This window comes from Citricoccus sp. K5 (genome assembly GCF_902506195.1).
In the GTDB taxonomy this organism is placed as follows: Bacteria; Actinomycetota; Actinomycetes; order Actinomycetales; family Micrococcaceae; genus Citricoccus.
Genome location: NZ_LR732817.1, coordinates 1,068,909 through 1,091,185, shown reverse-complemented (window position 1 = coordinate 1,091,185; position 22,277 = coordinate 1,068,909). Strand labels below are relative to the sequence as shown.

The 22,277-nt window shown below is 62.5% G+C and carries 43 protein-coding genes; 37 read left to right on the top strand and 6 right to left on the bottom strand.

Annotated elements, in window-relative coordinates; genetic code table 11:
• Positions 1–138: 138 nt before the first annotated feature.
• Both ppk2 and panD read right to left on the bottom strand, forming a co-directional pair.
• Positions 139–1,050: a polyphosphate kinase 2 gene (ppk2, locus tag BOSE125_RS04835; protein WP_159550548.1), complete on the bottom strand. Its 912-nt coding sequence runs from the start codon at positions 1,048–1,050 to the stop codon at positions 139–141.
• Between the two features lie 172 nt (positions 1,051–1,222).
• Positions 1,223–1,639: an aspartate 1-decarboxylase gene (gene panD, locus BOSE125_RS04830; protein WP_159554716.1), complete on the bottom strand. Its 417-nt coding sequence runs from the start codon at positions 1,637–1,639 to the stop codon at positions 1,223–1,225.
• A gap of 183 nt (positions 1,640–1,822) precedes the next feature.
• Between panD and BOSE125_RS04825 the strand changes: the two genes are divergently transcribed.
• A complete protein-coding gene (locus tag BOSE125_RS04825; protein WP_159550546.1) occupies positions 1,823–2,755 on the top strand; it encodes an SDR family NAD(P)-dependent oxidoreductase in 933 nt (310 codons plus the stop codon).
• Positions 2,755–3,951, top strand: a complete 1,197-nt coding sequence (locus tag BOSE125_RS04820; RefSeq protein WP_159550544.1) for a methyltransferase — start codon at positions 2,755–2,757, stop codon at positions 3,949–3,951. The genes BOSE125_RS04825 and BOSE125_RS04820 overlap by 1 nt, the downstream gene beginning before the upstream one ends.
• A 22-nt stretch (positions 3,952–3,973) precedes the next feature.
• On the opposite strand, the gene BOSE125_RS04815 is transcribed toward BOSE125_RS04820, so the two are convergent.
• From BOSE125_RS04815 to BOSE125_RS04800, 4 genes are all read right to left on the bottom strand, one after another.
• On the bottom strand, positions 3,974–4,471 hold the full coding sequence (locus BOSE125_RS04815) for a DUF998 domain-containing protein (RefSeq protein ID WP_159550543.1): 498 nt from the start codon (positions 4,469–4,471) through the stop codon (positions 3,974–3,976).
• Between the two features lie 418 nt (positions 4,472–4,889).
• Positions 4,890–5,114 (bottom strand): DUF3263 domain-containing protein, encoded by a 225-nt coding sequence (locus BOSE125_RS18230; RefSeq protein WP_159550542.1) that lies wholly within the window; start codon positions 5,112–5,114, stop codon positions 4,890–4,892.
• Positions 5,104–5,472, bottom strand: coding sequence for an ImmA/IrrE family metallo-endopeptidase (locus tag BOSE125_RS04805; RefSeq protein ID WP_159550541.1), 369 nt, complete (start codon positions 5,470–5,472; stop codon positions 5,104–5,106). Before BOSE125_RS04805 ends, BOSE125_RS18230 begins: the two co-directional genes overlap by 11 nt.
• Positions 5,473–5,503: 31 nt before the next feature.
• Positions 5,504–6,043, bottom strand: coding sequence for a hypothetical protein (locus BOSE125_RS04800; RefSeq protein WP_159550540.1), 540 nt, complete (start codon positions 6,041–6,043; stop codon positions 5,504–5,506).
• Between the two features lie 166 nt (positions 6,044–6,209).
• Here BOSE125_RS04800 and BOSE125_RS04795 point away from each other — a divergent pair, with 166 nt between their 5' ends.
• The 35 genes from BOSE125_RS04795 (at position 6,210) to BOSE125_RS18225 (ending at position 22,195) form a co-directional block, all read left to right on the top strand.
• Complete coding sequence (locus tag BOSE125_RS04795; protein ID WP_159550539.1) at positions 6,210–6,575, top strand: helix-turn-helix domain-containing protein; 366 nt, start codon at positions 6,210–6,212, stop codon at positions 6,573–6,575.
• Positions 6,572–6,805: a hypothetical protein gene (locus BOSE125_RS04790; protein ID WP_159550538.1), complete on the top strand. Its 234-nt coding sequence runs from the start codon at positions 6,572–6,574 to the stop codon at positions 6,803–6,805. The genes BOSE125_RS04795 and BOSE125_RS04790 overlap by 4 nt, the downstream gene beginning before the upstream one ends.
• A gap of 91 nt (positions 6,806–6,896) precedes the next feature.
• Entirely contained in the window at positions 6,897–7,133 is a 237-nt protein-coding gene (locus BOSE125_RS04785; protein WP_159550537.1) for a hypothetical protein, read from the top strand.
• Complete coding sequence (locus tag BOSE125_RS04780; RefSeq protein ID WP_159550536.1) at positions 7,130–7,348, top strand: hypothetical protein; 219 nt, start codon at positions 7,130–7,132, stop codon at positions 7,346–7,348. Before BOSE125_RS04785 ends, BOSE125_RS04780 begins: the two co-directional genes overlap by 4 nt.
• Positions 7,349–7,360: 12 nt before the next feature.
• Positions 7,361–8,074, top strand: a complete 714-nt coding sequence (locus BOSE125_RS04775; protein WP_159550535.1) for a hypothetical protein — start codon at positions 7,361–7,363, stop codon at positions 8,072–8,074.
• Positions 8,075–8,524: 450 nt separating this feature from the next.
• Positions 8,525–8,941, top strand: coding sequence for a hypothetical protein (locus tag BOSE125_RS04770; RefSeq protein WP_159550534.1), 417 nt, complete (start codon positions 8,525–8,527; stop codon positions 8,939–8,941).
• Positions 8,938–9,168: a hypothetical protein gene (locus BOSE125_RS04765; protein WP_159550533.1), complete on the top strand. Its 231-nt coding sequence runs from the start codon at positions 8,938–8,940 to the stop codon at positions 9,166–9,168. The genes BOSE125_RS04770 and BOSE125_RS04765 overlap by 4 nt, the downstream gene beginning before the upstream one ends.
• Positions 9,165–9,428, top strand: a complete 264-nt coding sequence (locus BOSE125_RS04760) for a hypothetical protein (protein WP_159550531.1) — start codon at positions 9,165–9,167, stop codon at positions 9,426–9,428. Before BOSE125_RS04765 ends, BOSE125_RS04760 begins: the two co-directional genes overlap by 4 nt.
• Positions 9,425–9,808, top strand: a complete 384-nt coding sequence (locus BOSE125_RS04755; protein ID WP_159550529.1) for a hypothetical protein — start codon at positions 9,425–9,427, stop codon at positions 9,806–9,808. Before BOSE125_RS04760 ends, BOSE125_RS04755 begins: the two co-directional genes overlap by 4 nt.
• 528 nt (positions 9,809–10,336) lie before the next feature.
• A complete protein-coding gene (locus BOSE125_RS04750) occupies positions 10,337–11,020 on the top strand; it encodes a lambda exonuclease family protein (protein WP_159550527.1) in 684 nt (227 codons plus the stop codon).
• Positions 11,017–11,613 carry an HNH endonuclease signature motif containing protein gene (locus BOSE125_RS04745; RefSeq protein WP_159550525.1) on the top strand — a complete coding sequence of 199 codons (597 nt, stop codon included), beginning with the start codon at positions 11,017–11,019 and terminating at the stop codon, positions 11,611–11,613. Before BOSE125_RS04750 ends, BOSE125_RS04745 begins: the two co-directional genes overlap by 4 nt.
• Positions 11,610–12,149, top strand: coding sequence for a hypothetical protein (locus BOSE125_RS04740; protein ID WP_159550523.1), 540 nt, complete (start codon positions 11,610–11,612; stop codon positions 12,147–12,149). Before BOSE125_RS04745 ends, BOSE125_RS04740 begins: the two co-directional genes overlap by 4 nt.
• Positions 12,146–12,397, top strand: a complete 252-nt coding sequence (locus BOSE125_RS04735) for a hypothetical protein (protein ID WP_159550521.1) — start codon at positions 12,146–12,148, stop codon at positions 12,395–12,397. The genes BOSE125_RS04740 and BOSE125_RS04735 overlap by 4 nt, the downstream gene beginning before the upstream one ends.
• Before the next feature lie 115 nt (positions 12,398–12,512).
• Positions 12,513–12,686 (top strand): hypothetical protein, encoded by a 174-nt coding sequence (locus tag BOSE125_RS04730; RefSeq protein WP_159550519.1) that lies wholly within the window; start codon positions 12,513–12,515, stop codon positions 12,684–12,686.
• 3 nt (positions 12,687–12,689) lie between these two features.
• Entirely contained in the window at positions 12,690–13,190 is a 501-nt protein-coding gene (locus BOSE125_RS04725; protein WP_159550517.1) for a single-stranded DNA-binding protein, read from the top strand.
• Positions 13,191–13,203: 13 nt separating this feature from the next.
• Entirely contained in the window at positions 13,204–13,464 is a 261-nt protein-coding gene (locus tag BOSE125_RS04720) for a hypothetical protein (RefSeq protein WP_159550514.1), read from the top strand.
• A 115-nt stretch (positions 13,465–13,579) separates the two neighbouring features.
• Complete coding sequence (locus BOSE125_RS04715) at positions 13,580–13,855, top strand: glutaredoxin domain-containing protein (protein ID WP_159550511.1); 276 nt, start codon at positions 13,580–13,582, stop codon at positions 13,853–13,855.
• Positions 13,852–14,214 (top strand): DUF3310 domain-containing protein, encoded by a 363-nt coding sequence (locus BOSE125_RS04710; RefSeq protein WP_159550508.1) that lies wholly within the window; start codon positions 13,852–13,854, stop codon positions 14,212–14,214. Before BOSE125_RS04715 ends, BOSE125_RS04710 begins: the two co-directional genes overlap by 4 nt.
• A complete protein-coding gene (locus tag BOSE125_RS04705) occupies positions 14,211–14,396 on the top strand; it encodes a hypothetical protein (protein WP_159550505.1) in 186 nt (61 codons plus the stop codon). The genes BOSE125_RS04710 and BOSE125_RS04705 overlap by 4 nt, the downstream gene beginning before the upstream one ends.
• A complete protein-coding gene (locus BOSE125_RS04700) occupies positions 14,393–14,674 on the top strand; it encodes a WhiB family transcriptional regulator (protein WP_236558135.1) in 282 nt (93 codons plus the stop codon). Before BOSE125_RS04705 ends, BOSE125_RS04700 begins: the two co-directional genes overlap by 4 nt.
• A 141-nt stretch (positions 14,675–14,815) precedes the next feature.
• Positions 14,816–15,238 carry a dUTP diphosphatase gene (gene dut, locus BOSE125_RS04695; protein ID WP_159550502.1) on the top strand — a complete coding sequence of 141 codons (423 nt, stop codon included), beginning with the start codon at positions 14,816–14,818 and terminating at the stop codon, positions 15,236–15,238.
• A 155-nt stretch (positions 15,239–15,393) separates the two neighbouring features.
• Complete coding sequence (locus BOSE125_RS04690) at positions 15,394–15,633, top strand: hypothetical protein (protein ID WP_159550499.1); 240 nt, start codon at positions 15,394–15,396, stop codon at positions 15,631–15,633.
• A 91-nt stretch (positions 15,634–15,724) separates the two neighbouring features.
• Positions 15,725–16,036, top strand: coding sequence for a hypothetical protein (locus tag BOSE125_RS04685; RefSeq protein ID WP_159550496.1), 312 nt, complete (start codon positions 15,725–15,727; stop codon positions 16,034–16,036).
• Positions 16,033–16,239, top strand: a complete 207-nt coding sequence (locus tag BOSE125_RS04680) for a hypothetical protein (protein ID WP_159550493.1) — start codon at positions 16,033–16,035, stop codon at positions 16,237–16,239. The genes BOSE125_RS04685 and BOSE125_RS04680 overlap by 4 nt, the downstream gene beginning before the upstream one ends.
• Before the next feature lie 19 nt (positions 16,240–16,258).
• Positions 16,259–16,957, top strand: a complete 699-nt coding sequence (locus BOSE125_RS04675) for a hypothetical protein (protein ID WP_159550490.1) — start codon at positions 16,259–16,261, stop codon at positions 16,955–16,957.
• A complete protein-coding gene (locus BOSE125_RS04670) occupies positions 16,921–18,177 on the top strand; it encodes a DnaB-like helicase C-terminal domain-containing protein (protein ID WP_159550487.1) in 1,257 nt (418 codons plus the stop codon). Before BOSE125_RS04675 ends, BOSE125_RS04670 begins: the two co-directional genes overlap by 37 nt.
• Before the next feature lie 60 nt (positions 18,178–18,237).
• Entirely contained in the window at positions 18,238–18,693 is a 456-nt protein-coding gene (locus BOSE125_RS04665; protein WP_159550484.1) for a hypothetical protein, read from the top strand.
• Between the two features lie 64 nt (positions 18,694–18,757).
• Complete coding sequence (locus tag BOSE125_RS18110) at positions 18,758–18,883, top strand: hypothetical protein (RefSeq protein WP_256375970.1); 126 nt, start codon at positions 18,758–18,760, stop codon at positions 18,881–18,883.
• A 130-nt stretch (positions 18,884–19,013) separates the two neighbouring features.
• Positions 19,014–19,343: a hypothetical protein gene (locus BOSE125_RS04660; RefSeq protein ID WP_159550481.1), complete on the top strand. Its 330-nt coding sequence runs from the start codon at positions 19,014–19,016 to the stop codon at positions 19,341–19,343.
• Positions 19,340–19,726, top strand: coding sequence for a hypothetical protein (locus BOSE125_RS04655; RefSeq protein ID WP_159550478.1), 387 nt, complete (start codon positions 19,340–19,342; stop codon positions 19,724–19,726). The genes BOSE125_RS04660 and BOSE125_RS04655 overlap by 4 nt, the downstream gene beginning before the upstream one ends.
• A complete protein-coding gene (locus tag BOSE125_RS04650) occupies positions 19,723–20,514 on the top strand; it encodes a hypothetical protein (RefSeq protein ID WP_159550475.1) in 792 nt (263 codons plus the stop codon). The genes BOSE125_RS04655 and BOSE125_RS04650 overlap by 4 nt, the downstream gene beginning before the upstream one ends.
• Positions 20,515–20,798: 284 nt before the next feature.
• Entirely contained in the window at positions 20,799–21,023 is a 225-nt protein-coding gene (locus BOSE125_RS04645) for a hypothetical protein (protein WP_159550472.1), read from the top strand.
• A gap of 43 nt (positions 21,024–21,066) precedes the next feature.
• Positions 21,067–21,237 carry a hypothetical protein gene (locus BOSE125_RS04640; protein ID WP_159550469.1) on the top strand — a complete coding sequence of 57 codons (171 nt, stop codon included), beginning with the start codon at positions 21,067–21,069 and terminating at the stop codon, positions 21,235–21,237.
• Between the two features lie 29 nt (positions 21,238–21,266).
• Positions 21,267–21,779 (top strand): hypothetical protein, encoded by a 513-nt coding sequence (locus BOSE125_RS04635; protein WP_159550466.1) that lies wholly within the window; start codon positions 21,267–21,269, stop codon positions 21,777–21,779.
• 104 nt (positions 21,780–21,883) lie between these two features.
• Entirely contained in the window at positions 21,884–22,195 is a 312-nt protein-coding gene (locus tag BOSE125_RS18225; protein ID WP_159550463.1) for an HNH endonuclease signature motif containing protein, read from the top strand.
• Positions 22,196–22,277: the final 82 nt, after the last annotated feature.

Genomic DNA, 22,277 nt, shown 5'->3' with positions numbered 1-22,277 from the left:
AGCACGCTCGGTGCTGCTACCAACAGGGGATGGGCCGCCGCCCGTGAAGGGGTGCGGCCGTGCTCCAGCCTACGCGGTTGCAGGCCCCACCCCTCGCCGATCCGGGGTGCGCCCAGTGCGGGGTCGGCTGGCTCAGGATCAGTCCCCGACGGCGTCGCGTCCACGGCGGACGATCAGCGGGTCCGGGATGCCGATGACCTCGTGGTCCTTGCCGTCGTACTCGAACTGGGTCAGGAAGTACCGCATGGCGTTGAGCCGGGCCCGCTTCTTGTCATTGGAGCGGATGGTGGTCCACGGCGCGTGGTCGGTGTCCGTATGGAGGAACATGGCCTCCTTGGCGGCCGTGTAGTCCTCCCAACGGTCCAGTGACTCCAGGTCCATCGGGGAGAGCTTCCACTGGCGCACCGGATCGATCTGCCGGATGGCGAAGCGCGTGCGCTGTTCGGACTGCGTCACGGAGAACCAGAATTTGGTGAGGTGGATCCCGTCATCCACGAGCATCTTCTCGAACAGCGGCACCTGGTTCATGAAGGTGGTGTACTGCTCATCCGAACTGAACCCCATGACCCGCTCCACCCCGGCACGGTTGTACCAGGAGCGGTCGAAGAGCACGATCTCGCCCTCGGTCGGGAAGTAGTTGATGTACCGCTGGAAGTACCACTGGCCCTGTTCCCGGTCCGAGGGCTTGTTCAGCGCCACCACGCGAGCGGTGCGCGGGTTCAGATGCTCGGTGAACCGCTTGATGGTGCCGCCCTTGCCGGCGGCGTCCCGGCCCTCGAAGACGATGATGTGCCGCTGGTCCGTGTCCTCGCCCCAGTACTGCAGCTTCAGCAGTTCGATCTGCAGCTTGTACTTCTCGAGCTCGTACTCCTCACGGGACAGCCGTGACTCGTAGGGGTAGTCCTCCTGCCAGGTCTCCACGGCCCGGCCCTGGGGATCGATCAGGTCCGGATCCGGGGTGTGGCCGTCGGAGACGGTGTATCCGCCGTTGCGCAACTTGTCGATGAACTCGCGCAGGTTCTCCCGCGGGGCATCAGGGTTCAACAGCATGTGGTCTCCTTCTACACCGGGCTGGGATTTCATTCTCCATCATCGGACGGACGCGTGACGGACCACGACCTCCTGTGCCGGCCCCCGGGTGAACAGGCCGTGAACAGTCCCGAAAACGACGACGGCCGGCCGCGTGCTGCGGCCGGCCATCAGTACGTCTGGGGTCAGGGTGTCAGAGTGCCACGGCATAGGGCGGACGCTGCAGGTCCTCGGCCAGGGCCTCGGACGGGTCGGTCCCGAGGTCCACGATCCGGTTGTCCGTGTCCACGTGGACGACGGTCGGCACGAAGGACCGGGCCTCGGCGGCTTCCATCTGCGCATAGGTGATGAGGATGACGGTGTCCCCCACGTCCACCAGGTGCGCCGCGGCGCCGTTGATACCGAGTACCCCGGATCCGCGTTCACCGGCGATGGTGTAAGTCTCCAGCCGTGCTCCGTTGGTCACGTCCACGATGGCCACGAGTTCGCCTGGGAGGATGTCCGCGGCATCGAGCAGGTCCTGGTCCACGGTCACGGAGCCGACGTAGTGCAGGTCGGCGTGGGTCACGGTGGCACGGTGGATCTTGGACTTGAACATGGTGCGGGTCATGGCCATGTGGCGTGCATCCCTTCAGATGACTGGACTTCCCGTAGTGCATTCTTCAACGGTCAGGGGGCTTCCCATATTCCGGAAGCAACCCCCCATACTAACCTGCTCGTCACCCTCGCAGCCAGGGTCCCGGGCCCCCAAGCACCCCCGGGCGACGCTGCGGGCCGCCGGTACCGTGTGACTATGGCCAACTCCCGCTCCACACCCTCCTCCACTTCGCCGTCCGCCCCGACCCCCTGGAAACTGCCTGACCAGTCCGACCGAACGTGGCTGGTGACAGGAGCGACGAACGGGATCGGTCTGGAGGCGGCCCGCGAGGCCGCCCGTGCGGGGGCGCGGCTGCTGCTTCCGGTCCGGGACGCAGGGCGGGGACAGGCCGTGGCGGGAGAACTGCGTCGGCTCGGAGCCGAGGTGGTGGTGGGCCACCTGGATCTGGCCGACCTGGCCTCCGTCCACGCTTTCGCGGCCAGCCTGGACGAGCCCATTGACGTCCTGGTCAACAACGCCGGCGCGGTCACCCCGCGTCGCCGCGAGACCACCGACGGATTCGAGATGATTCTGGGCACTAACTTCCTGGGGCCCTTCGCCTTGACCAACCTGATTGCCGGGCACCTCCGTGGGCGGGTGGTCATCGTCGGCTCCGGAGCACACCAGAGCGGGCAGGTCGATGCCGCCGACCCGCACTTCCGGCACCGCCGCTGGAGCATCGCGGCTGCCTACGCCCAGTCGAAACTGTGCGACATGCTCTGGGCTCGCGCGCTGCAGCACCGCTTGACTGCCCAGCCGGGCACCGTGGACGTCCAGCTCGCCCACCCGGGCTGGGCTGTCACCAATATCCAGAATGCCACCGGCGTGCCGGTTCTCGACCGCGCCGTCACGGGCGTCTGCCGCCTGATCGGCCAGTCTGCAGCTGACGGGGCACTGCCGGTGCTCGAGGCCGCCATGACCGGTCTGCCGCCGCTGACCTATTTCGGTCCAGACGGCTTTCGCCAGTGGCGGGGCAGGCCTGAACCCCAGCAGACCTCCGCACTGGCCGGCGACGACGCAGCGGCAGAGGCGGTCTGGGCACTCGGGGTACGGGAGACCGGCACCGACCTCTCGGCGGCCGACGCCTGATGGAACCGACTGCTGACGCTCCCTTGCTGACCTGGGAACAGGCCGGGGTGACCGAATCCGCCACGTGGTGGTCTGCCAACGGCCGGCCGGCCCCGAAGAAGCTGGTGGTCGTCGATGACCGGCTCACCACCGTCCAGGCCGTGAAGTACGCGGCCCAGGGAACCGCCATGCTGTGGCTGGGCGACTTCCACAACGCGAAGCAGATCCTCAGCGCCATCGATCGACGCCTGGCCAAGGGCAAAAAAGGCGAGGCGGCACCACGGCCGGTCCTCGGCGATGCGGACGCCTTCTATCGTCTGCGCCAAGCCCGCGCCCAGCGCTCGCGGATGATGTCCCTGATTCTGGTGCCGCTCACATTCGACACACCGGGAGGGGCGGCCCAGGTGCCCCTGCCCCGTGCCCCTCAGGTCGGCCCCGCGGTCGAATTCGCCTACGCGAACCAACTCGGCTTCGGCGAGGGGTCCGCAGTGGTAAGTCTGCAGGAGCTGACCGGCGTGCTGAGCGCCTACCAGTGGTACCTGACCGGCATCGACATCCCCGCCGTGAACGGGAGGATCCATCCTCACTACGGCACGTTCCTGCCCACCCGCCACGAATATGTCGACCTGGTGGCCCAGGCACCGCTGGGCAACCCGGAGCTCGCGTTCGATGTGGGCACCGGCACGGGACTACTGGCCGCCGTGCTCGTGCACCGTGGCGTGAAGAAGGTGGTGGGGACCGATATCCACCAGCGTGCGGTGGACTGCGCGAACGAGAACTTCACGCGGCTCGGCCTCCAGGAATCCGCCGAAGCTCAGCTGTCCAGCATGTTCCCGGAAGGTCGGGCACCACTCATCGTCTGCAACCCCCCGTGGTTGCCGGGCAGCGCGGCGACCACGCTCGACGCGGCCGTATACGACCCCGGCAGCACCATGCTGCTGCAGTTTCTGGGCGGACTACCGCACCACCTCACGGATGACGGCGAGGCCTGGTTGATCCTCTCGGACCTGGCCGAAGTCCTCGGACTACGCAGTCGGCAGATGCTGCTGGACGCCATCGACCAGGCGGGGCTTGAGGTGATCGACCGGCTCGACACGACACCCCGCCATCAGCGAGCCGCCGACCGCTCAGATCCTCTCCACGCCGCCCGTTCGCGGGAAGTCACCTCGTTGTGGAGGCTTCGGCCGAAAAGGCCGAACGGATTCCACCGCGGGTGACGCAGACCTGAACGCCGTCGGCCTACAGACCGATCACGACGCCCGTCCAGAGCAACCCCGGGACAAGGAACGACCGTTGGACGAGACCTGTCCGTGGTGAATCGTTCTTCCAGGCGACCCCGAAAGCCACGACGGTGCGGATCAGCCAGAGGGCCACGACGCCGGAGACGATCTTCCAGCCCAGCTCCGGCAACGCAATCAGGGCGAGGACGGCCGCCGCCGGGAGGGCGAGGAACAGGATCATCCCGACGGCATCGTGGAGTCGGTGCCAGATGCTCGTGGCCGGAGGGTCGCCTTCCGGGGTGCCTGGCGGATAGCTCCGGACCGGGTCCATCCGGAAGGCCCCGGAAAGGAGCAGGCCCACCCCCACGATGGCCAGCACGATTCCCAGGACCGGGGAAACGCCAGAGACGGCCATCCCCACGCCTCCCACGGCGACCGCAGCCCCACAGAGAACGAAGTTGGGGGTCTGGATCCAACCGCGGGGTTCCAGGGCGAGTGCGCTGACCGGGTGCCGCACCGGAGAGTAGGCCTGGTCTCACCCAGCACAGTCGACGGCCCCGAGCCGGGACCAGTGCCATCGGTCATGCGTCATGGCTGTCCATTGGAGAAGCGAAGAACGGGAGCCCGGCCGATGGCAGGACTCCCGTTCAACTGTCACCCATGACGCGACTCAGGTGAAACCCATGTCTCGACTCATCACAACGGTGGGCCCAGAGGGACTCGAATCATCTTCCTATAGGTGGCTTGCCCGGTACTAACTTCCGCGAGATTCCGGGGCTAAATGGGGCATGGAGGCTCAATTTCGGTCAGCCTGCGCAGTGCCCTGAATGTCCCGGAATGACCCTTGGGAACCCGGTAGTTGTTCCCAAGGGGAACAGGCCGAAAGCACAAAGCCCCGGTTCATCCATCACGGATGGGCCGGGGCGTTTCTGTGTCTACAGGGTGGCTCTGTGACGAGTCGTTAGCCGCCTGGAAAGTCGCCCCATGAGAGCGGGCGCGTACTCCCAAGCGTCACGCTCTCCAATGAGTCGGGAGAGGTGCAGTAGGTACGTCGTATAGCTCATGCCCAACTCGGACTTCACAGCGTCCATCTGTGCTCCCCTGTGGCGGTACGTGCGGCCGGCAAAGTCGATCACCGCCCGGTCCAAATCAACAACCATGAAGCACCTCGAAGCGCCGCGCATAGGCCTTCACATCGGCCGGCATGACTCCGAGATCATGGGCGACTGCCTGCATGCTGTCATTCTCCTGAACGGCTCTCAGGAAGCCGCAGAGTGGAATGGTGAGCCAGTGTGCTGCATGGCTGGCCTCACGCTCAGCACGTGCCGTAGACCTTTCGTGCCGGTATAGAGAGTGTCCGAGTTCATGACTGTAGGTTGATCGGTGCTGCGCCGCCCCGAGCCGAGGGAGCAACGTAATGCGGTGGGCCAGGGCGTCGTAGTCACCCCAGTGCCCCACCTCCGGGCAACCGTATGTCACCTCTACGCCGAGATGTTCGGCAACTGCGTCCAAATCCATGCCCATCACTGTAGGAATGGACTAGGACACGTTAGACCTCGTTCGGCGTGTCTTCCGGGCCAATCTCCGGATCGTAATTAGTATGCGCGGCCCGCTCTATCTTCTGTTCTTCGCCAACATCTTGGCCGTCAGCATCCTCCACCGCGTGGAGGTGTCGGTCGGAATGAAGTTGCGTGTCTTGCTGTTCGGGTTCACTTCGGAGTCCTTCGAGTTCGCGATTAGCTTTCAAGAAGGCACGAGTCACTGTGATGACAGCGTTGCGCTGGTCTTCAGTCAGTAGATCGACATCGGGCGGTAGTTGATCGGCGAACCGATCAGTCACATGCCGCTGGCCGGCCACCTCGTAGACGTGATCAATCGGGATGCCCGATAGATGCGCCAGCGCTTCCAACGTCTTGCGGGTCGCTCGGGACACATAAGTGCCAGCAACGATCTTGTTGAAAGTCGTGAAGGTGATCCGGTAGCCGTCCCGCTCAGCAATGCGCTGCATCTCATAACCGCTTGCACCATCGTGCTTGTCTTTGGCGATCAGTGCGATGTCACGCAATGTCTTCGGGTGGCTCGTGCTCATGGCTTCACTCTCGGAGATGTGTTTCTAGTGGTCACAGCGGGTGTCCGTATCAGCAATACAACTAGGAACCCTACAACCCGGCATTCACAAGGCGATACGAGATGCGGGCTTGACCACTAGCAAAGAATCATGCATGCTTTACTTGTCACAGCGACGAAAGGAAGGCATGATGAGTTACACGTACAGCGGATCGGCCGTACAGGCACCCCGCCGAAGATGGTCCCGCCCCAAGCAACGCATCCGCCAGGAGGTGTACGTGCAGGTAAAAGATGCACAACTCATCAAGGAACTGCGGCAGGAGAAGGGTTTGAATCAGCGACAGCTAGCAACCCTCGCCAAGTGCAGTCAGGCAGCCATTAGCGCCATCGAGACCGGGAAGCTGAAGAACATCTCAGAAGACCTCGGCGCGCACATTGCCCATTGGCTCGACCGTCGTCCACGCGAATTGTTCGACAAGTTCGATGACGAGCGCGTTGCTGCGCTCCTCGTGAAGAACGATGCACGCATGACCCGTCAGCGGGTAGCAGCATGAGTGCCGAAAGCTGGTTCGCCGTAGCTGACATGTCCGCCCAGTATCGGATCAGCGATAAGACCGTGCGTGCAAAAGTTGCATCCGGCGAATGGCCGGCTGACCGCATCGGGCGACTGATCCGGTTCTCCCCCGAACAGCAGGACATCATTCGGCATCAGGTCGCAGTGGGCACGTCCCGCCGCCGCCGGTCCGACCGGATCCGGGAGGCGCTCGAACGCCGCGCCGCCTAACGCCCCACTCCCCGCACCACTGGCCCTAGCCGGCCGCACCCTAAAACCGTCTCTGGCCCATGTGCCGAGCGCAGACACCCAAGGATTCGTCATGCCCGAAAACACCAGCATCCGAAACATGAAGCGGCACGAGATCACCGCGAAGCTCACCGACTCGGACCCGACCATGCTCCACTCATACGCCCACTACATCGCCGGCAAGATGCAGCGAGCCGCCCAGCGCCGGGATCTCGGCTGGTACGAAGCGCTCCGCATCCTCGGCATCATCACGGACACCACGGCCCGGGACGCAATCCGCAACATCGAACGAGAGCAGGTGGCGGCGTGAGTAGTGGCCGCCACCTGATTCCCCAGCACTACCGGGACGCCCTGGCCATCGTCGGTATCGCACTGGCTATTACAGCAGCCGTCGTCGGCTGGGTTTGCCTCGCACTGTTTGGTGCTGACGTACTCGGCCTGCCCGTGTGGGTCGGCACGATCGCCGCGTGCGGGGTGCCCATCGTCGTGATGACCGTCGCGATAGCCCATCCCGGCAAGAAGTGAAAAGGAGGATCCATGTTCCCCAGTTCGCGCAGGGCGTCGTTCAGGGAGTTCGAGAAGAACGTCAATAAGAGCCTGAAGCGTGATCGAGACAAGTTGAACCTCAATGCGCTAGAGGCCACCGAGTCAGCCATACAACACCTATTGGAGAAAGCAATGAGAGAAGAACACCCGCTGACCGAGCGGCAAGTTGGCCTCATCTACGACAGCTTCAACGACGACGGCGGTCTAGACAAGGGCACTTGGTGGGACCAGATGCCGACTCTGGGAAAAACCCGAATAGTGGAACTGGCCCAGTCGGCATACACGATTGCGCTTGAGGAGCAGCCGCGGGGCACCGAGATTACCTGGTCCGATATGCGGGACGGGGACAAGGTGCGCGTCGTCTTGAAGAGCGGCGTCGAAGTCACCTACCCCGCAGTGAAGAAGACAAAGGCTGAGCCATTCATGGAGATCTTCCGGGTGGGCATGGACATCCCAGAGAAGGATGTTCAGGCCATCTACCTCCTGGACCGCCCGGTGATTACCCCTGACCCGAAGGTGCATCCGGTCTTGGTGGTCTTCGAGCTGGCCGACCAGACGATCCCCCAGAAGGGCCACGCGCATGCCCGTCAAAACGGTCACGGCGAGCTGATCTACGAGTACCTGCCCGAGGGTAGCGACCAGTTGGTCTGCATGAATCCCGAGATCATCACCGGGTGGAAGCCAGGAAAGGTCGTAGAGGCGTGAGCGACATCGTCAATACGCACAACCGGCTCGTCAACGCGTCCCGGAGAGTGAAGATCCTTCGAGCAGAGGGCGCACCAGCGGATGTTATTGCCGAAGCAGAGAGGGAATGGCAAGAGGCCTCCACTGCTCGCCGTGAAGCTGGGAGGCGAGCCCAATGACCGCTCAGCCAGCCTGGTACCCATCCCCGCCCATGGCCCTCGAACACGAGTGGACGGATTGGCGTGACATTGCGCTGATCTGGATGGCGCGTCAAACGTCTGAGTGGACCGCCGATGACCTCCGTGCCGCCATGCCTGAGTGCAGATCGAATTGGCCGGGTGCGGCCGTGAACACTGCCAGCCGTCGTGGCCTGATCGTGGACGCCGGCCGAATGATCCACTCCATTAGCCCTACCCGCAAAAAGTCCCGCCTGCCCGTGTGGCGGACAGTAATCCCCAAGGAGAGAACCCCATGAGCAGCACCCCCGAGTTTCGCGAAAACATGAACCCCATTTATCCCGGACACGCACCCGCGAATAAGAAGCGCCGACTCGTCCTTCCTGCCGCCCTCGCTGTCGGTGGCCTCGTCGTCGGCATCGGCACCGGCGGCGGACTCGCAACCGCCCTACAGCCCGAACCGGAGACGGTCATGGTGGATCGTCCGGTCGAGGTCGAGAAGGTTGTCACCGAGACCGTCACCGAGGAAGTGGAAGTCCCGGTCACCCCGGATGCGTGCATCACCGCACTGGACCACGCAGACGGCCTCCTGGACGCATCCCTGACCGTCATTGATGTTGCGGCCGGTGCGTTCGGACTCATCCCCCGTGCGGCTGAAGCGGGCATGGATTACGACGTGGCCGTCCTGGCATGCCGGGGGGCTGGGGCATGATCGCCCTGTTCTGGATCGCCGTCATCATCGGCGCCGCCTGTTTCGTGGCCGTCGTCATCCGTGACTGTCTCAACTGGGATGGTCCGCCGAGTCATAACTTGGACTGCTTGGACGGCGTGCGAGATGGCACCTGTCCTGCCGACCACGACGCCAGTTACTACACCTCGCCCCGTGCGCAGGTTGAACTACAAGACGCCTTCGATGGCCAGATTGGATTTGGGAAATGACCGAGTACACGCCTGAGATGGCGACCATCCGCAAGGCATACCGAAACAGCGCATACACCGGCGGCGGGCTCCCCGAGATGAGTGACGCCGAGTTTGACCGCTGGCTCGCCGCCCATAACCGCGCCGCTGAGAAGCGTGGCGCAACTGCCGCTCTCCTATGCGAAAGGGATACGTCGTGGGAGCACCACGACCAGACCGACGACTTCCCATGCGCCCGCTGTCTAAGCCGCGCCGACCAGATCGAAGGAGCCACCGAATGACCACCACCGATCCCCGCGCCCGGCTCGCGGCGATCAAGGCCCGAGCAGAGGCGGCTACTGAGGGGCCATGGGAGTTCGCAGGGGACACCGTAGAGCAGTTACCACCCGGAGGGTACGAGGAAATCGTCTCGTGCGAAGTGTCCTGCGGGTCCTACTGTTACGGGGGCACCGGCCGGGGCGTGATCCGGAGCGAGGATGGCGAGTTCATCGCGCACGCCCGCACCGACGTGGACGATATGGCCGCCGCGATCACCGCCGTGCTGGACCTGTGTGATGACTGGGAGGCTCGGGCCCCTGGCGTCAGTGGCCCCGAGGTGTTCCGCCGCACCATCGCCGACGCGCTCGGCACCGACCAGCCCACCCAATCCGAAAGACGCTGAACCACCAACGAGTGACGCGACCACTCAACGCCGCGCACTCATCCGGACCGCCATGCACATACTCGGCGGCATCGAATAACAGTCAGGCCCTCACCAAGCGGTGGGGGCCTTTGCAATGCACGAGGAGATAGAGATGAGCCTGATTCAGCGCCTGTGTGCGGCCGTCGTGGCTGTGGAGTGCGCATTCATCGGCGTGTGTGCGTACCTCATTGGCAGAACGTACGCCGCAGTGAAGGGCCGATCTGGATAGCCCAACCGAAGTACCGAACCTACTGGCCCCTGCTAAACGGCGGGGGCTTTGTCATGCAAAGGAGATTGAGATGAGCTACTGCGACAAGAACTGCCCGATCCTGTGCCCCTATGGAGCCGGCACTCCTCATTACAAGGAGGCCACCAAGTGAACACCCCATTGCCGAGACGCCACTTTCGCGACGACCTCCGCACCGTAGGGGCCTTCCTCATCCTCCTCGCGCTCATCTTCGCGTCCACCATCCCGTTCGCAATCTGGGGAGAGGCGGGGCTGAGCTGATGGCGCTGACCGTCTATGAAGACCTGGAGCAGGGAAGCGAGGAGTGGCTGCAGGCCCGCGCTGGGATCGTCACTGCCAGCACGGTCGGCCAACTCATCACCACGAAGACGCTGAAGACCGCGCAGAACGACACTGCACGCGGCCTGGTCTCCACGCTGGTGGCCGAGCGCATCACGGGGCACGTTGAAGAGATCTTCCCGAACCGGGACATGCAGCGAGGGACACTCTCGGAACCGTACGCCCGCGAGATCTACGAACAGCACTATGCGGCCACTTCCGAGGTTGGATTCATGGTCCGTGATGACTGGGGATTCAAGATCGGATACAGCCCCGATGGTCTCGTTGGCGACGACGGCCTGATTGAGATCAAGAGTCCACGCCAGAAGACGCACCTGAACACGCTACTCACTGACATGGTGCCGATCCACTACATGGCTCAATGCCAGACCGAGATGCTCGTCTCTGGCCGCGAGTGGGTGGACTTCATCAGCTACAACTCCGGGATGCCGTTCTTTGTGAAGCGCGTGCACCCGGACGAGCAGTGGCGGGAAGCAATCGTGAACGCCGTCAAGGGCTTCGAGAGTGACGCCGCCGCGCTAATGGAGACGTACCAACTCCGAATCAAGGGCAGACCGCAGACCGAACGCATCGACGTATTCGAGGAAGAGGAGATCCGGATATGACGGAGGAGGTCAAATGCAAGCACCCCGGATGTGACAGACCGAAGTGGCGGGCGTTCGGATATTGCGGCGCCCATTACCAGCGGTTCAAGAAGGGGAAGGACATGGATGCGCCAATCAGGAACGTGCACGCCACCGATGCGGAGCGGTTCTGGTCCAAGGTGGACAAATCTGGCAAGTGCTGGATATGGACCGGCGCGAAGTACAACGGCTACGGGGTGTTCCGGATTGATAGCGCTGCCCGCTTGGCGCACCGAGTGTCCTACAAGTGGGCAAAGGGTGATATCCCAGACGGCGAGCAGTTGGACCATATGTGCCACAACCGCGCATGCGTCAACCCTGATCATGTCAGGTTTGCAGATCATGCACTCAACGGCCAAAACCGAGCGTCCGCAAACCGGAACAGCAAGTCCGGGATTCGCGGCGTCTATTGGGTCGAGGCCCGCAGCGGATGGATGGCATCAATCATGCTGAACCGGGAGATGCATCGGCGTGGCCCGTTTGACGACATCCGCGAGGCCGAGCAGGCCGCAATAGAGCTACGCCGCGAGCACATGCCGTACTCGCTGATGGACAGGGAAAGGAAAGCATCATGAGCATGGACATCTCGGGGACGCTCACCCCGGACAGTACGCAACTCAACGCTGATGACCTCATTGGGCACAGCATCACCATCACGGTCTCCAAGGTCTCCCAAGGGACTTCCGAGCAGCCCGTGAACATCCACAGCACCGAGTACCCGGACCGCGCCTACAGGCCGTCCAAGACCATGAGGAGACTCATCGTGGCGGCATGGGGGTCAGATGCCTCCCAGTATGTTGGCCGGCGCTTGAAGCTCGTCCGCAACCCTGACATCCGATTCGGGAAGGATGTAGTAGGTGGCATCGAGGTGGAAGCGCTGAGTCACTTGGAAAAGCCACTATCTCTGCCTCTCATGGTGTCCCGTGGAAAGCGCAAGACGTTCAAGGTGGACATACTGCCCGACGCGCCACCACCTCGCGACTGGCCCGCCGAGATCGCGGCCGCTGACATGAAGGGTCTGCGTGCGTTGTGGTCCGTCGCTCCGGATGCTCACAAGCCCGCTATCACCGAGAAGGTCAACGCGCTGAAGGAATCGGGGGCGGACGCGTGAGTGAGTACGTGCCGACGACGGAGCAGGTCCGCATGGACTACTCATATCTAGGGGGATACTCGCGGGAGGCTGAATATGACGAGCGCCAAGCTGCCTTCGATCTATGGCTGGCCGACCGGGATCTAGCTGCGAAGGCTGAGGGTTGGGACGAGGGCGCGTGGCATGGATACACAACTGCACCGCTCGACTACAAGAAGAACCCCTATCGAGTAGACGCCCCGCACTCCAACGAGAGGCAGGCCGAGTAATGCCCCGATTTGAAGCCCCCTGTCCTGACTGCCTGGAGCCCATCGAGTACGTGGCATCCAGGCCAGCCACCCACGACTGTGTAACCGACGACAACGACAACGAGGAGAACTGAACATGGCACTCACTGCTGCACGGCTATTCGAAGACCTATCCGTGTCGAATGACTTCGCTGAAGACTTCGCATACCGGCTCGAAGAAGATGGCGAATCCATCTACGTCGAGGAGTATGCCGACTCCGGCGAAGTGATCGCCACGTACACCGTCACGCTCGAAATCAAGGAGAACTGACACATGGCAGGCGAAACGATTATCACCGTAGTAGGCAACCTGACGAGCGATCCGGAACTTAGGTTCACCCCATCCGGGGCGGCAGTCGCGAACTTCACCATTGCGTCCACCCCGCGCACGTTCGACAAGCAGTCGAATGAATGGAAGGACGGCGAGACATTGTTCCTGCGCGCCTCCATCTGGCGTGAGGCCGCTGAGCAAGTCGCGGAATCGCTAACGAAGGGTACGCGGGTCATTGCTCAGGGTGCGTTGAAGATGCGCGCCTACGAGAAGGACGGGCAGAAGCGTACGAGCACCGAACTTGACGTGCACGAAATCGGCCCCTCCCTGAAGTACGCCACGGCCAAGGTCACCAAGTCCAACCGGAGCAACGGCACCAACTCCAACTCCGGCTTCAACACCGCACCCGCTGGCAACAGTGGGCAGGGTGACGTGTGGGGCGGTAGTGGGAATGCGGCTGGGAACTGGGAGACGCCGGGTAACGATGGACAGCCGCCGTTCTGAGAGGATGTGAACTATGAAAACGTACGAGCTATCTGACGCCGATCTGCTGAACATTCTAGAAGGCCTCCGTGATGCGGGCCTTGATATTGACAAGGTAGCGATCGAGCGGCAACCCGACGCGATTGTTTTCCAGGCAATCAACTCGACCAGCACGCCACGACGGGTGCTCTCCGTGAAGCTGCACCCAAAGGAGTTAGTCGAACTTCAACGCGGTAGGGCGTTTGACATGCTGGTAGAGAAGATCACTGCGGAATGGATTCCTGACACCCCATAACCGGCAACCAAAATATAACGAAGCCCTCGCCAATTGGTGGGGGCTTTTTCGTACCCACCCTCGCGGCGGTCGTCCCATTCACGGACGGCCGCCGCTTTGTATCCCAGGAGCAGTAATGAGCAAGACCATCACGCTTTACACCAAGGACAACTGCCGCATGTGCTGGGCCAGCAAACGCAAGCTCGACTCACTCGGTGCCACGTATGCCATGAGAGCCGTGGACCTGCCCACCGTTGAATCCATGCAGGATCTCGAAGCACTCCGCGCCGAGGGATACCAGGAGATGCCCGTCGTCATCGTCCAGCACGGCGACGGATCGCAATCGTCATGGTCCGGATACCGCCCGAACCTGATCGAGGAGTACTGCCGGCCAGAGGAGAAGGCGGCATGACCGACCTCATCAACCACCCGCCACACTATGCAGGCGTTCCCGGCATCAAGGGTGAGTGCATCGAGTACACCCGCCAGATGTCATTCACGCTCGGTAACGCATTCAAGTACGTATGGCGGGCCGGGTCCAAGGGTGACGCCGCCGAGGACCTGAGGAAGGCGCTCTGGTACATCACGGACGCCGGGCTGAACGGCCAGGGGCCCATTCGCGATGTGCCACTCATTGCGGACGGGGCTGCGCCCATGACGCGCCGCCGCTACGTCCTCGGATGCATTGCACGCGGCGACCTCTACAAGGCGTCCGTGCTCATCCGTGACCTATCCGAGCACCCCGAGCACCTTGACAAGGAGATGTCATGAGCAACAAGCAAGCCGCCGCCTATCACGCGGCTGACTGCAACGGTGCCTGCTGCCGTAACCCGTTTGGGGTATGCAGCCACGGCCGAGCGTGCAGACACCACCTCCGCGAGGAAGCTACCCGCATCAAGGAAGAGCGCGAGGAGTCGGCGCGCATCGAGTTCGCCAAGGCGTGGCTGAGATGACCTACCTCATGGATGACACCACTGACGCCGCAGTGCTCACCCCGTGCAGGCAGGACCCCGAGCAATGGTTCCCGGCGCCAGGTGGTACCGCGCCAATCGCCCGCGCTCTCTGCCAGACCTGCCCTGTTATCGATGCCTGCCTGGAAGCCGCACTGGACTTCGAGGGAGACGCACGGCGGGCTGACAGGTTCGGGGTCTGGGGCGGCATGTCACCCCAGGAGCGTGCAGACGAGGCGGTATTGAGACTGGCCATGGCGCGACTGAAGGAGGCCGCATGACCAAGCTCGCACGCCTTGACCGGCAGATCACCAGATGCCACGGGTGCGGGTCATGGATGTTTGCCGGCAAGTGTGCGTGCTGCCCCATACTGCACCGCATCGAATCCACAGAGTTATCCACAGCCGCATAAGGAGAACGCATTGAACCTCAAAGTAAAGCGCACCGACCCGGCCGCAACACTCCCCACCCGCGCACACCCCACCGATGCAGGCCTGGACCTGTACGCGCTGAATGACGTGCACCTGTACGCATCTGGCCGCGCAATCGTCCCCACTGGCATTGCAGTGGCCATCCCAGCCGGCTACTACGGGCAGATCCAGGGGCGCTCAGGACTGGCCGCACGTGACGGTGTAGTGCCCGCTGGTGGAGTGATCGACGCCGACTATCGCGGCGAGGTCCAGGTGATCCTCATGAACCACTCGCGCAACGGATGGACGGCAAAGGCAGGTGACCGGATCGCGCAACTGGTCATCCTGCCGATTGCCACGCCCGGAGTTGTCGAAGTGGCCGAGCTGCCGGGAACTGAGCGTGGGCACGGCGCGATGGGGAGCACGGGGAAATGACGCTCACATTAACAATTCCCGCGCCTTGTGACGCCGGGAACAAGGCTCAGTGGATCAACGCGAATGACCGGATGCACTGGGCACCGAAAGCGGCACTCACGCGCAACTGGCGGGAGCGGACAAGAGCACTCGCGCACGCGCAGATACTCCCCCTCATGACCCGCGCCCACATCACCGCGACCGTCCACAAGACCACCGGACGCAGCTACGACGTGGCCAACCTGTACCCGACCATCAAGGCGGTCATCGACGGGCTCGTAACCGACTATGGACTACTCCCCGACGACGACAACGCACATCTGACCGGACCCGACATGAGAGCCGGCGAGAAGCGCGACCAAGCCTGCATCGTCCTCACCATCACGCCGCTACCTGATGGGCCTGACTGCGACTGATCACTTCGAAACATTGAGTATCTGCACCACACATTGAAACCCACATCCGGGCCGCTCCACACGGGGCGGCCCTTGTTATTGGAGAACGCACATGCTGACGAAAATCGATTCAGACCAACTCGCCGCAGCCGCCCTCAATTGGGCGGAAACCTATTCCGGCGCCTCCGAGGACTCAACCGCGCTGGACCTTGCCGCTTTCATCGCGCCACTGGTTGCCAAGCCGCCGACATCCGGTTCCATGCACAAGCTCCTCGACGCGGCCCGTGACGTTGTAGACGCCGATATCCGGTCCTGCGACACGTTCCCCGGCGAGAAGCCGCACGCATGGAGGAGAGCCGCAGACAAGGCCAGAACGCGGCTGAAGTGCGTGGCAGAGGCCATTGCGGACGGAGGGACGCCGTGAGTGACCTGGCCACCCAGTTCCTCACGCTCGCCGCATCTGACACGGAGGGGTACCGGGATCGGCGCGCCTACTACGCCCACGCAGCAGTCAGGTGCGGGTCGAGCGTGGAAGGCATCGCGGGACTGTACGGCGTGCCAGTGGAGGACGTGAAAGCAATGTTGAGAGAGGACGACAGTGGCGAGAATCCGAACGATCAAACCTGACTTTTGGACAGACGGGAACATGGTGAAGCTTTCACCATTCGCTCGACTGCTCTATATCGGAATGTGGAACTTCACGCTCTGCGATCACGGTCATGTGGCCGATGATGCAATGAAATTGAAGCTCCAGATCCTTCCGATGGACAACGTGGATATTGACGAACTGCTCGCGGAAGTGATGGAGCAGGGTCGTGTTGTTCGCGTATCCGATGGTGACGGAAGAACATACCTCCTAGTCAGACGCTTCGAGGACCATCAGAAGATCGACCCTCGTTGGAAAACAAGGTGCCCCGCCTGTGCTCAGCAAGACTCCCTCGCCCCCATCGAAACTCCGGTGAGTTTCACTGAGCCACAGCGAGACTCACCCGAACTCCCCCTAGGAAGGGATGGGATGGGAAGGGATGGGAAGAACACTCGTCCACCGGCTGCGCCGAAAGACGATAGCGACGCACTCTTCGACGCTTGGTATTCGAGCTACCCGCGCAAGGAAGCCAAGGGGGCAGCAAGAAAAGCTTTCAAGGCGGCCCTGAAGAAGACCGACATCGAAACTCTGCACCGAGGCCTGACCGCCTACAAGGCATCCGTCCAAGGCAAAGAGAAGACCTACATCGCACTCCCAGGATCATGGCTCAACGCCGAGCGATGGGAAGACGACTACACCGACAATCAGGAAGGGGCTGACCCATGGGCAGCACTGAGAGCATCGAGCACGCAGAACTAGCCCTACTCGGCGCGGCCATCAACGCGAGTGGCCGAGGACTCGATGAACTGGACTTCGAACCGGGAGACTTCCGTGACCCGTCCCTAGAGTTCGCATGGCGCACCATCACCACCATGGCCCGAGACGGCAAGCCCGTCGATGCGGTCACCATCTCGCATGAACTCCGAAACAGTGAACGGCCAACCGATCCGACGCTAATCCCGATGGCGTCGGAGGCGGCACCGTCCGGCTCGTCGGCGAACTACTACGCACAGATCGTCGCCGAGCACGCCACCAGACGCAGGCTCGCAGAAGCCGGACGTGCAATCGCATCCATGGCCGACCAGCCTGGCGACATTGACGCCATCGTGGAGGACGCACGGCAGAAGCTCGATCGCTCAGGTAGAACCGTCCGACACGAGCCGGTGCAGTTCGTATGGGAGACCATTCAGAACACGGTTGATGGCTTCGACTCCGGGACATCATTCGTGCCGACGCCATGGGAGGGCCTGAACGATGTCATCGGCGGGCTAAGGCCAGGTGCGGTCTACACCATCGGGGCGCGACCTGGTGTGGGCAAGTCGGTGATGGGTGTGCAGTTGGCCCTCTCCCTCGCTCAGCAGGGCGGAGTGGCCATGCTCTCGCTGGAGATGAGCCAGGACGACGTGAACAAGCGCATCCTTGCCCACCAGCGGCACGTGCCCATGGACCGGCTCATGAACCCGGAGAACCTGACCCCCGAGGACTACCAGCGGATTGCGGACTGGTCTGCCAGTTACCGCTACCCGCTGGCCGTGTCCAAGTCAGCCCAGGTGACCATCACCGAGATTCGCAGGTTCGCTCGCAACGTCCACCGACGTGCACCGCTGGCCGGCGTCGTTGTGGACTACTTGCAGCTCATGGCACAGGCACCGCAGGACAAGCGCGCACGACACGAGTTCGTGGCTGACATGTCCCGACAGTTGAAGCTACTGGCCATGGATATGCACGTGCCCGTGGTCATGCTCTCCCAGCTCAACCGAGCCAGCGCCACCGACAAGCGGCCACCGATGCTCAATGACCTCCGTGAGTCAGGAGCTATTGAGCAGGATTCAGACGTGGTGATCCTCCTGCACCGGGACACCGTGGACCCTGGCAAGCGCGGCGAGTTGGAGATCATCGTGGCCAAGAACCGACACGGCCGCCCGGACATCGTGCAAGCCGACTTCGCAGGCCACTACAGCGAGATCCGCGACCAGTGACACCCCCACCCACCGCAGGCCGTCCCATTCCGGGGCGGCCATTTTCATGAGGAGATTGAGATGAGTAAGAGCATTACCGAGAAGGAATACTCGCAAATCCTAGAGAACATCGGCGTGGCCAACAGCACTGAGGCCGCCCGCCTGCTGGTCAAGAACGGGCACCTAACATGCGCCCCCGAGAAGCCCGAGCCGGGGACGTGGCATGTCGTGAAGGACGGCGACTACGAGGGCTACCCCGCCCGAGTGTTTCACCGGCAGGAGTTGCACATCTTCTCGCCCATGGGGAGCGTCATTGCAATAACCCGCCCTAACGAGTGGCCCGATCTTGATCCGGCAACCCCGCCCGCCCGCGTGGTGGCCGCCGAGCCGGTCGAGTTGAGCGAGGCAGATGTGCAGAAGATCCATAACGAGCATCCGATTGGGAACTACTTCGAAGATCTCGCAAAGGTTGATCGCGCTTCCATCGTCCGCACCGTGAATGCCGCACGCCGAAATCTTCTGGAGGCCTCGAAGTGACCACCATCGACCAGGCCCAAGAGAACCTGACCGAGGCCGCACTGGACGACGAGGATGACGACTAATGCCCACCACCACCGCCCGCAAGCATGACCGGCTCGTCGTCTGGCGCGGGGGCGCGCTCATCCACGCCGCCATGCTCCGGAAAGGGGACGTGGTGGAAGTTGTGAGGGCGAAGGGCGGGAAGTAGGCGCCAGAGACACAGAACCGGGCCTAGGAGCGATCCGCACGCCCAGAACGAACACGTAGAACACCAATAATCCCGAGGCTCTTAGATTGCGATCTAGGGGCCTCTTGCTATGCCCAAGAGGAGATTGACCATGACTGACCAATTCGAACCGACCCCCGGCCAGCCGTACGGGAAGTGCAACGACTGTGGGGCCGTCATTGACAGCCAGGCCGACGGCCGGAAGCACATGTCCGAAACCTTCGAGCAAGCCAAGGCCGAGGGTAGATCCAAGGGCCATAGCATCTCAGTCCTCAACCCTTCCCGAGAAGGGCGAATCCAGAACGCGGTTGACCGGATCGTCCAGGACGCAATCGATGACGCCCTTGAGGATCTCGAAGATCTCGACCTTGACGACGACGAGATTGGCGAAGCCCTCGTGTGGCACTCGTCGTTCCGGGATGCATGGGATGCAAAGTCATGACCGAGCGCCGGGGCAACTGCCCGACCACAGGTAAGCGCATGTTCAGCACACGCGGTGAGGCCAAGCGATACCGCGACCGGAAGCACTGGGACACCGCCGTATTCAAGTGCGGAGACTGCGGGGGCTACTTCCATATCGGTGGTTGGCAGGGCGTCAAAGACCGAGCCGCACACCGGGAACTCCACGGCGGCGGAAGATCCATGGTCGGAGTGGACATCTCGGTCCGCATGGCAGCGGAGGAACTGAACGTGACACCCGAGTTCCTGGGCCAACTCATCGAAGACGGGAAGCTCGACGCCCGACTCAATCACGAAGGCAAATGGCGCGTCGCAACCGAGACCGTCCGTGAACTAAAGCAACGACTCGAAGGGGAAGCCGCATGAGCCTTGAATGCACCAGATGCACAGCACCCACCGCAGAAGGAATCCACCTGTGCGCCACCTGCGCGGCGCAACTCACCGCCACCCTCGACCAGATCCCCGACGCCCTCGCGACCGCACGTGACACCGTGGCCCGGCTCGACGCCACCGGGACCAGTAGCGGCGGTGGAGGCAACCCGGCCAAGCCGCCCGTGAACCTGACCGCCATGGAGGCCGTGACCGAGCTTCAGGAGTTGTGTGTCTCATGGGCGCGCATGACGTTGGAGCATGACGACAACGACAGCCTGCGCAATGTCGAGTCCGTGCCCTACTTGAAGATGAGCCTGCACATCATCCGGGGCAACGACTGGGCCGGTGACCTGCTGGACGAACTGGACGGCTCACTACGCAAGGTCATTCGCGCCGTGGACGTGCCGCCCGAGGTGATGAACATGGGCCGATGCTGGACGACACGCGAGGATCAGAGTCAATGCCCTGGGCTCGTCCGACGCGTTGGCAGCAACTCCATTGCCCGATGCCATGAGTGCGGCGAGACCTACGAAGCGGCGGCACTGTTGGAACACCTGAAGGACAAAGGCCGTGCAGCACTCGCGCCATTGAGTGTGATCGTCAAGGCCCTTCATCAGTCCAAGACCATCCGCATCACGCAGAAGAGTGCCGAACGCTGGGTGGCGGAAGGGCATCTTGTCAGTGAGCAGATGAACGACAAAGGCGTCCGGCTATTCACTGCCACTCAGGTCATCCAAGCCGCCGCGAGTAAGTCAATCGGGAGGCCACGGAAAGCCGCATGACCGGAATCGAAAACATGAGGTATAGTTTCTAGTAAGTTGCTTGAAGTGTGAGTGGGAAGCAACACCACAATCCGAACCCCTGAGCCAATGGCCGGGGGTTCTTTCATGTCCACGCGTCATCTCCTCGTGTGGATCAGGGCGGCCGGTTGAGTCAGTGCGTGACTCCCGGCCGCCCGCATACTTCCCTCGTGAACCCCGCCGCACCAGTTAGTTGTGCGAGCCAGGACACGGGGGCGAACTTGGAAGTAGCCGCCGAAGTTTCCACAACCCAAGGAGATGGCCCGATGGACAAGGTAATGGAACTGCTTGAGCGCGACCGCAGGCTCATTGAGCGCGACCGGGAAGATGCGCTGAGGGACAAGGAGCACGCAGAGCACCGCGTGGAATGCTCGGAGCAGGCAATCCGCCTGGCAGACGAGCGGATGGCCCAGATCGACACGGCCGTCGAGCTACTGAAGGCGGACAATGCAAGGCCCACCCTGATTGGCACCCTCAGTCGCACGGAGTAGCCACAAAGGGTCTGGACACGGGGGCGAACGTAAGGGGCTGGGGATGGAACGGTGCGACGCAAGCCAAGCCGAACGTGCAGTCGGCGGCATCATCCTCATGCCCAGTGAGAAAGTCATCTACGGATGCCAGCACCACCTCGACGCATGGACCGTGACGCTTGAAGGCAAGGGTGCGCAGTTCGAGACGTTTGAGATGCAGGAAGTCATGGCCTAACACGTCCGTCTAGCGGATAGAATTCTTTCATGAAGTCCTCACGCGCACTCGCCCCCATCGCACTCATGGCAGCACTCGCACTCACTGGCTGTGGATCAACCACGCCAGAAGAGCCGTCCCCCCCATCAGGTGCAATCACGATTGAGACCGAAAGCCCTCGAATCTCAACCGAGTCCGCTGAGGCAACCGAGTCCCCGGAGGCCAGTGAGACCAGCGAGACCACGCCCACTGAGACAGCACTTGGCGCCCAGGAAGTAGAAGCCGCCATTCTCGAAGGTAACGGCGTTGATTCATTCCAAAGCCTCGAAGCAACCAGCCCTGGCTACCTCATCAGTGAGATCGAAGACGTGAGCGCAGGCGCTATCCGCGTGCACCTCCAAGACATGCTCACCGAGACCGAGCAGGCTGACATCGCCACATGGGTTGTGAACATGTCCTGCACTGAGGTTTCAGGCCTGGACACAGTGGTCACGCGAGACGCCAGCGGCATTGACCAGAACAACTACACCCGGTCACTCGAAGTACTCCCCGCCTGCCAGTAGCCCCCCTCACTTGCAGGCACCCCCCCTCCATCAGGCAGGGGGGTGCCATGTTTTAACCGCCCTCACCCCACGCATACCCCACCCCCTTGCCAGGAGGTGCCACCATGGCCACCAGTAGGACAGGGACCGGGACGTGGAAGAAGGTACGAGCCGAGCGCCTGAAGCTTGACTACGAAGCCGGCGTAACCCACTGCCCCATCTGCGGATGCTGGCTCGACTGGGAGAACAGCCGAAGACCCAACAGCCCCGAGCCTGACCACATCGTCCCCCACTCAATGGGCGGACAGGACACCGTGGACAACACGCGCACCATCTGCCGCTTCGACAATCAGTCACGCGGCGACGGAACACGCAAGCCAAAGCGAACGAGGCCAGTGATCAAGACAGTCACCCTCGACGCGGCAGGGGCATGGTGAGGGGCGAGCTAATAATCCATTAGCTCCAAACGACGGGGAAAGTTTTCAGACCCAGGGGCCCCCCGGTCCCCCACCCCCGGAA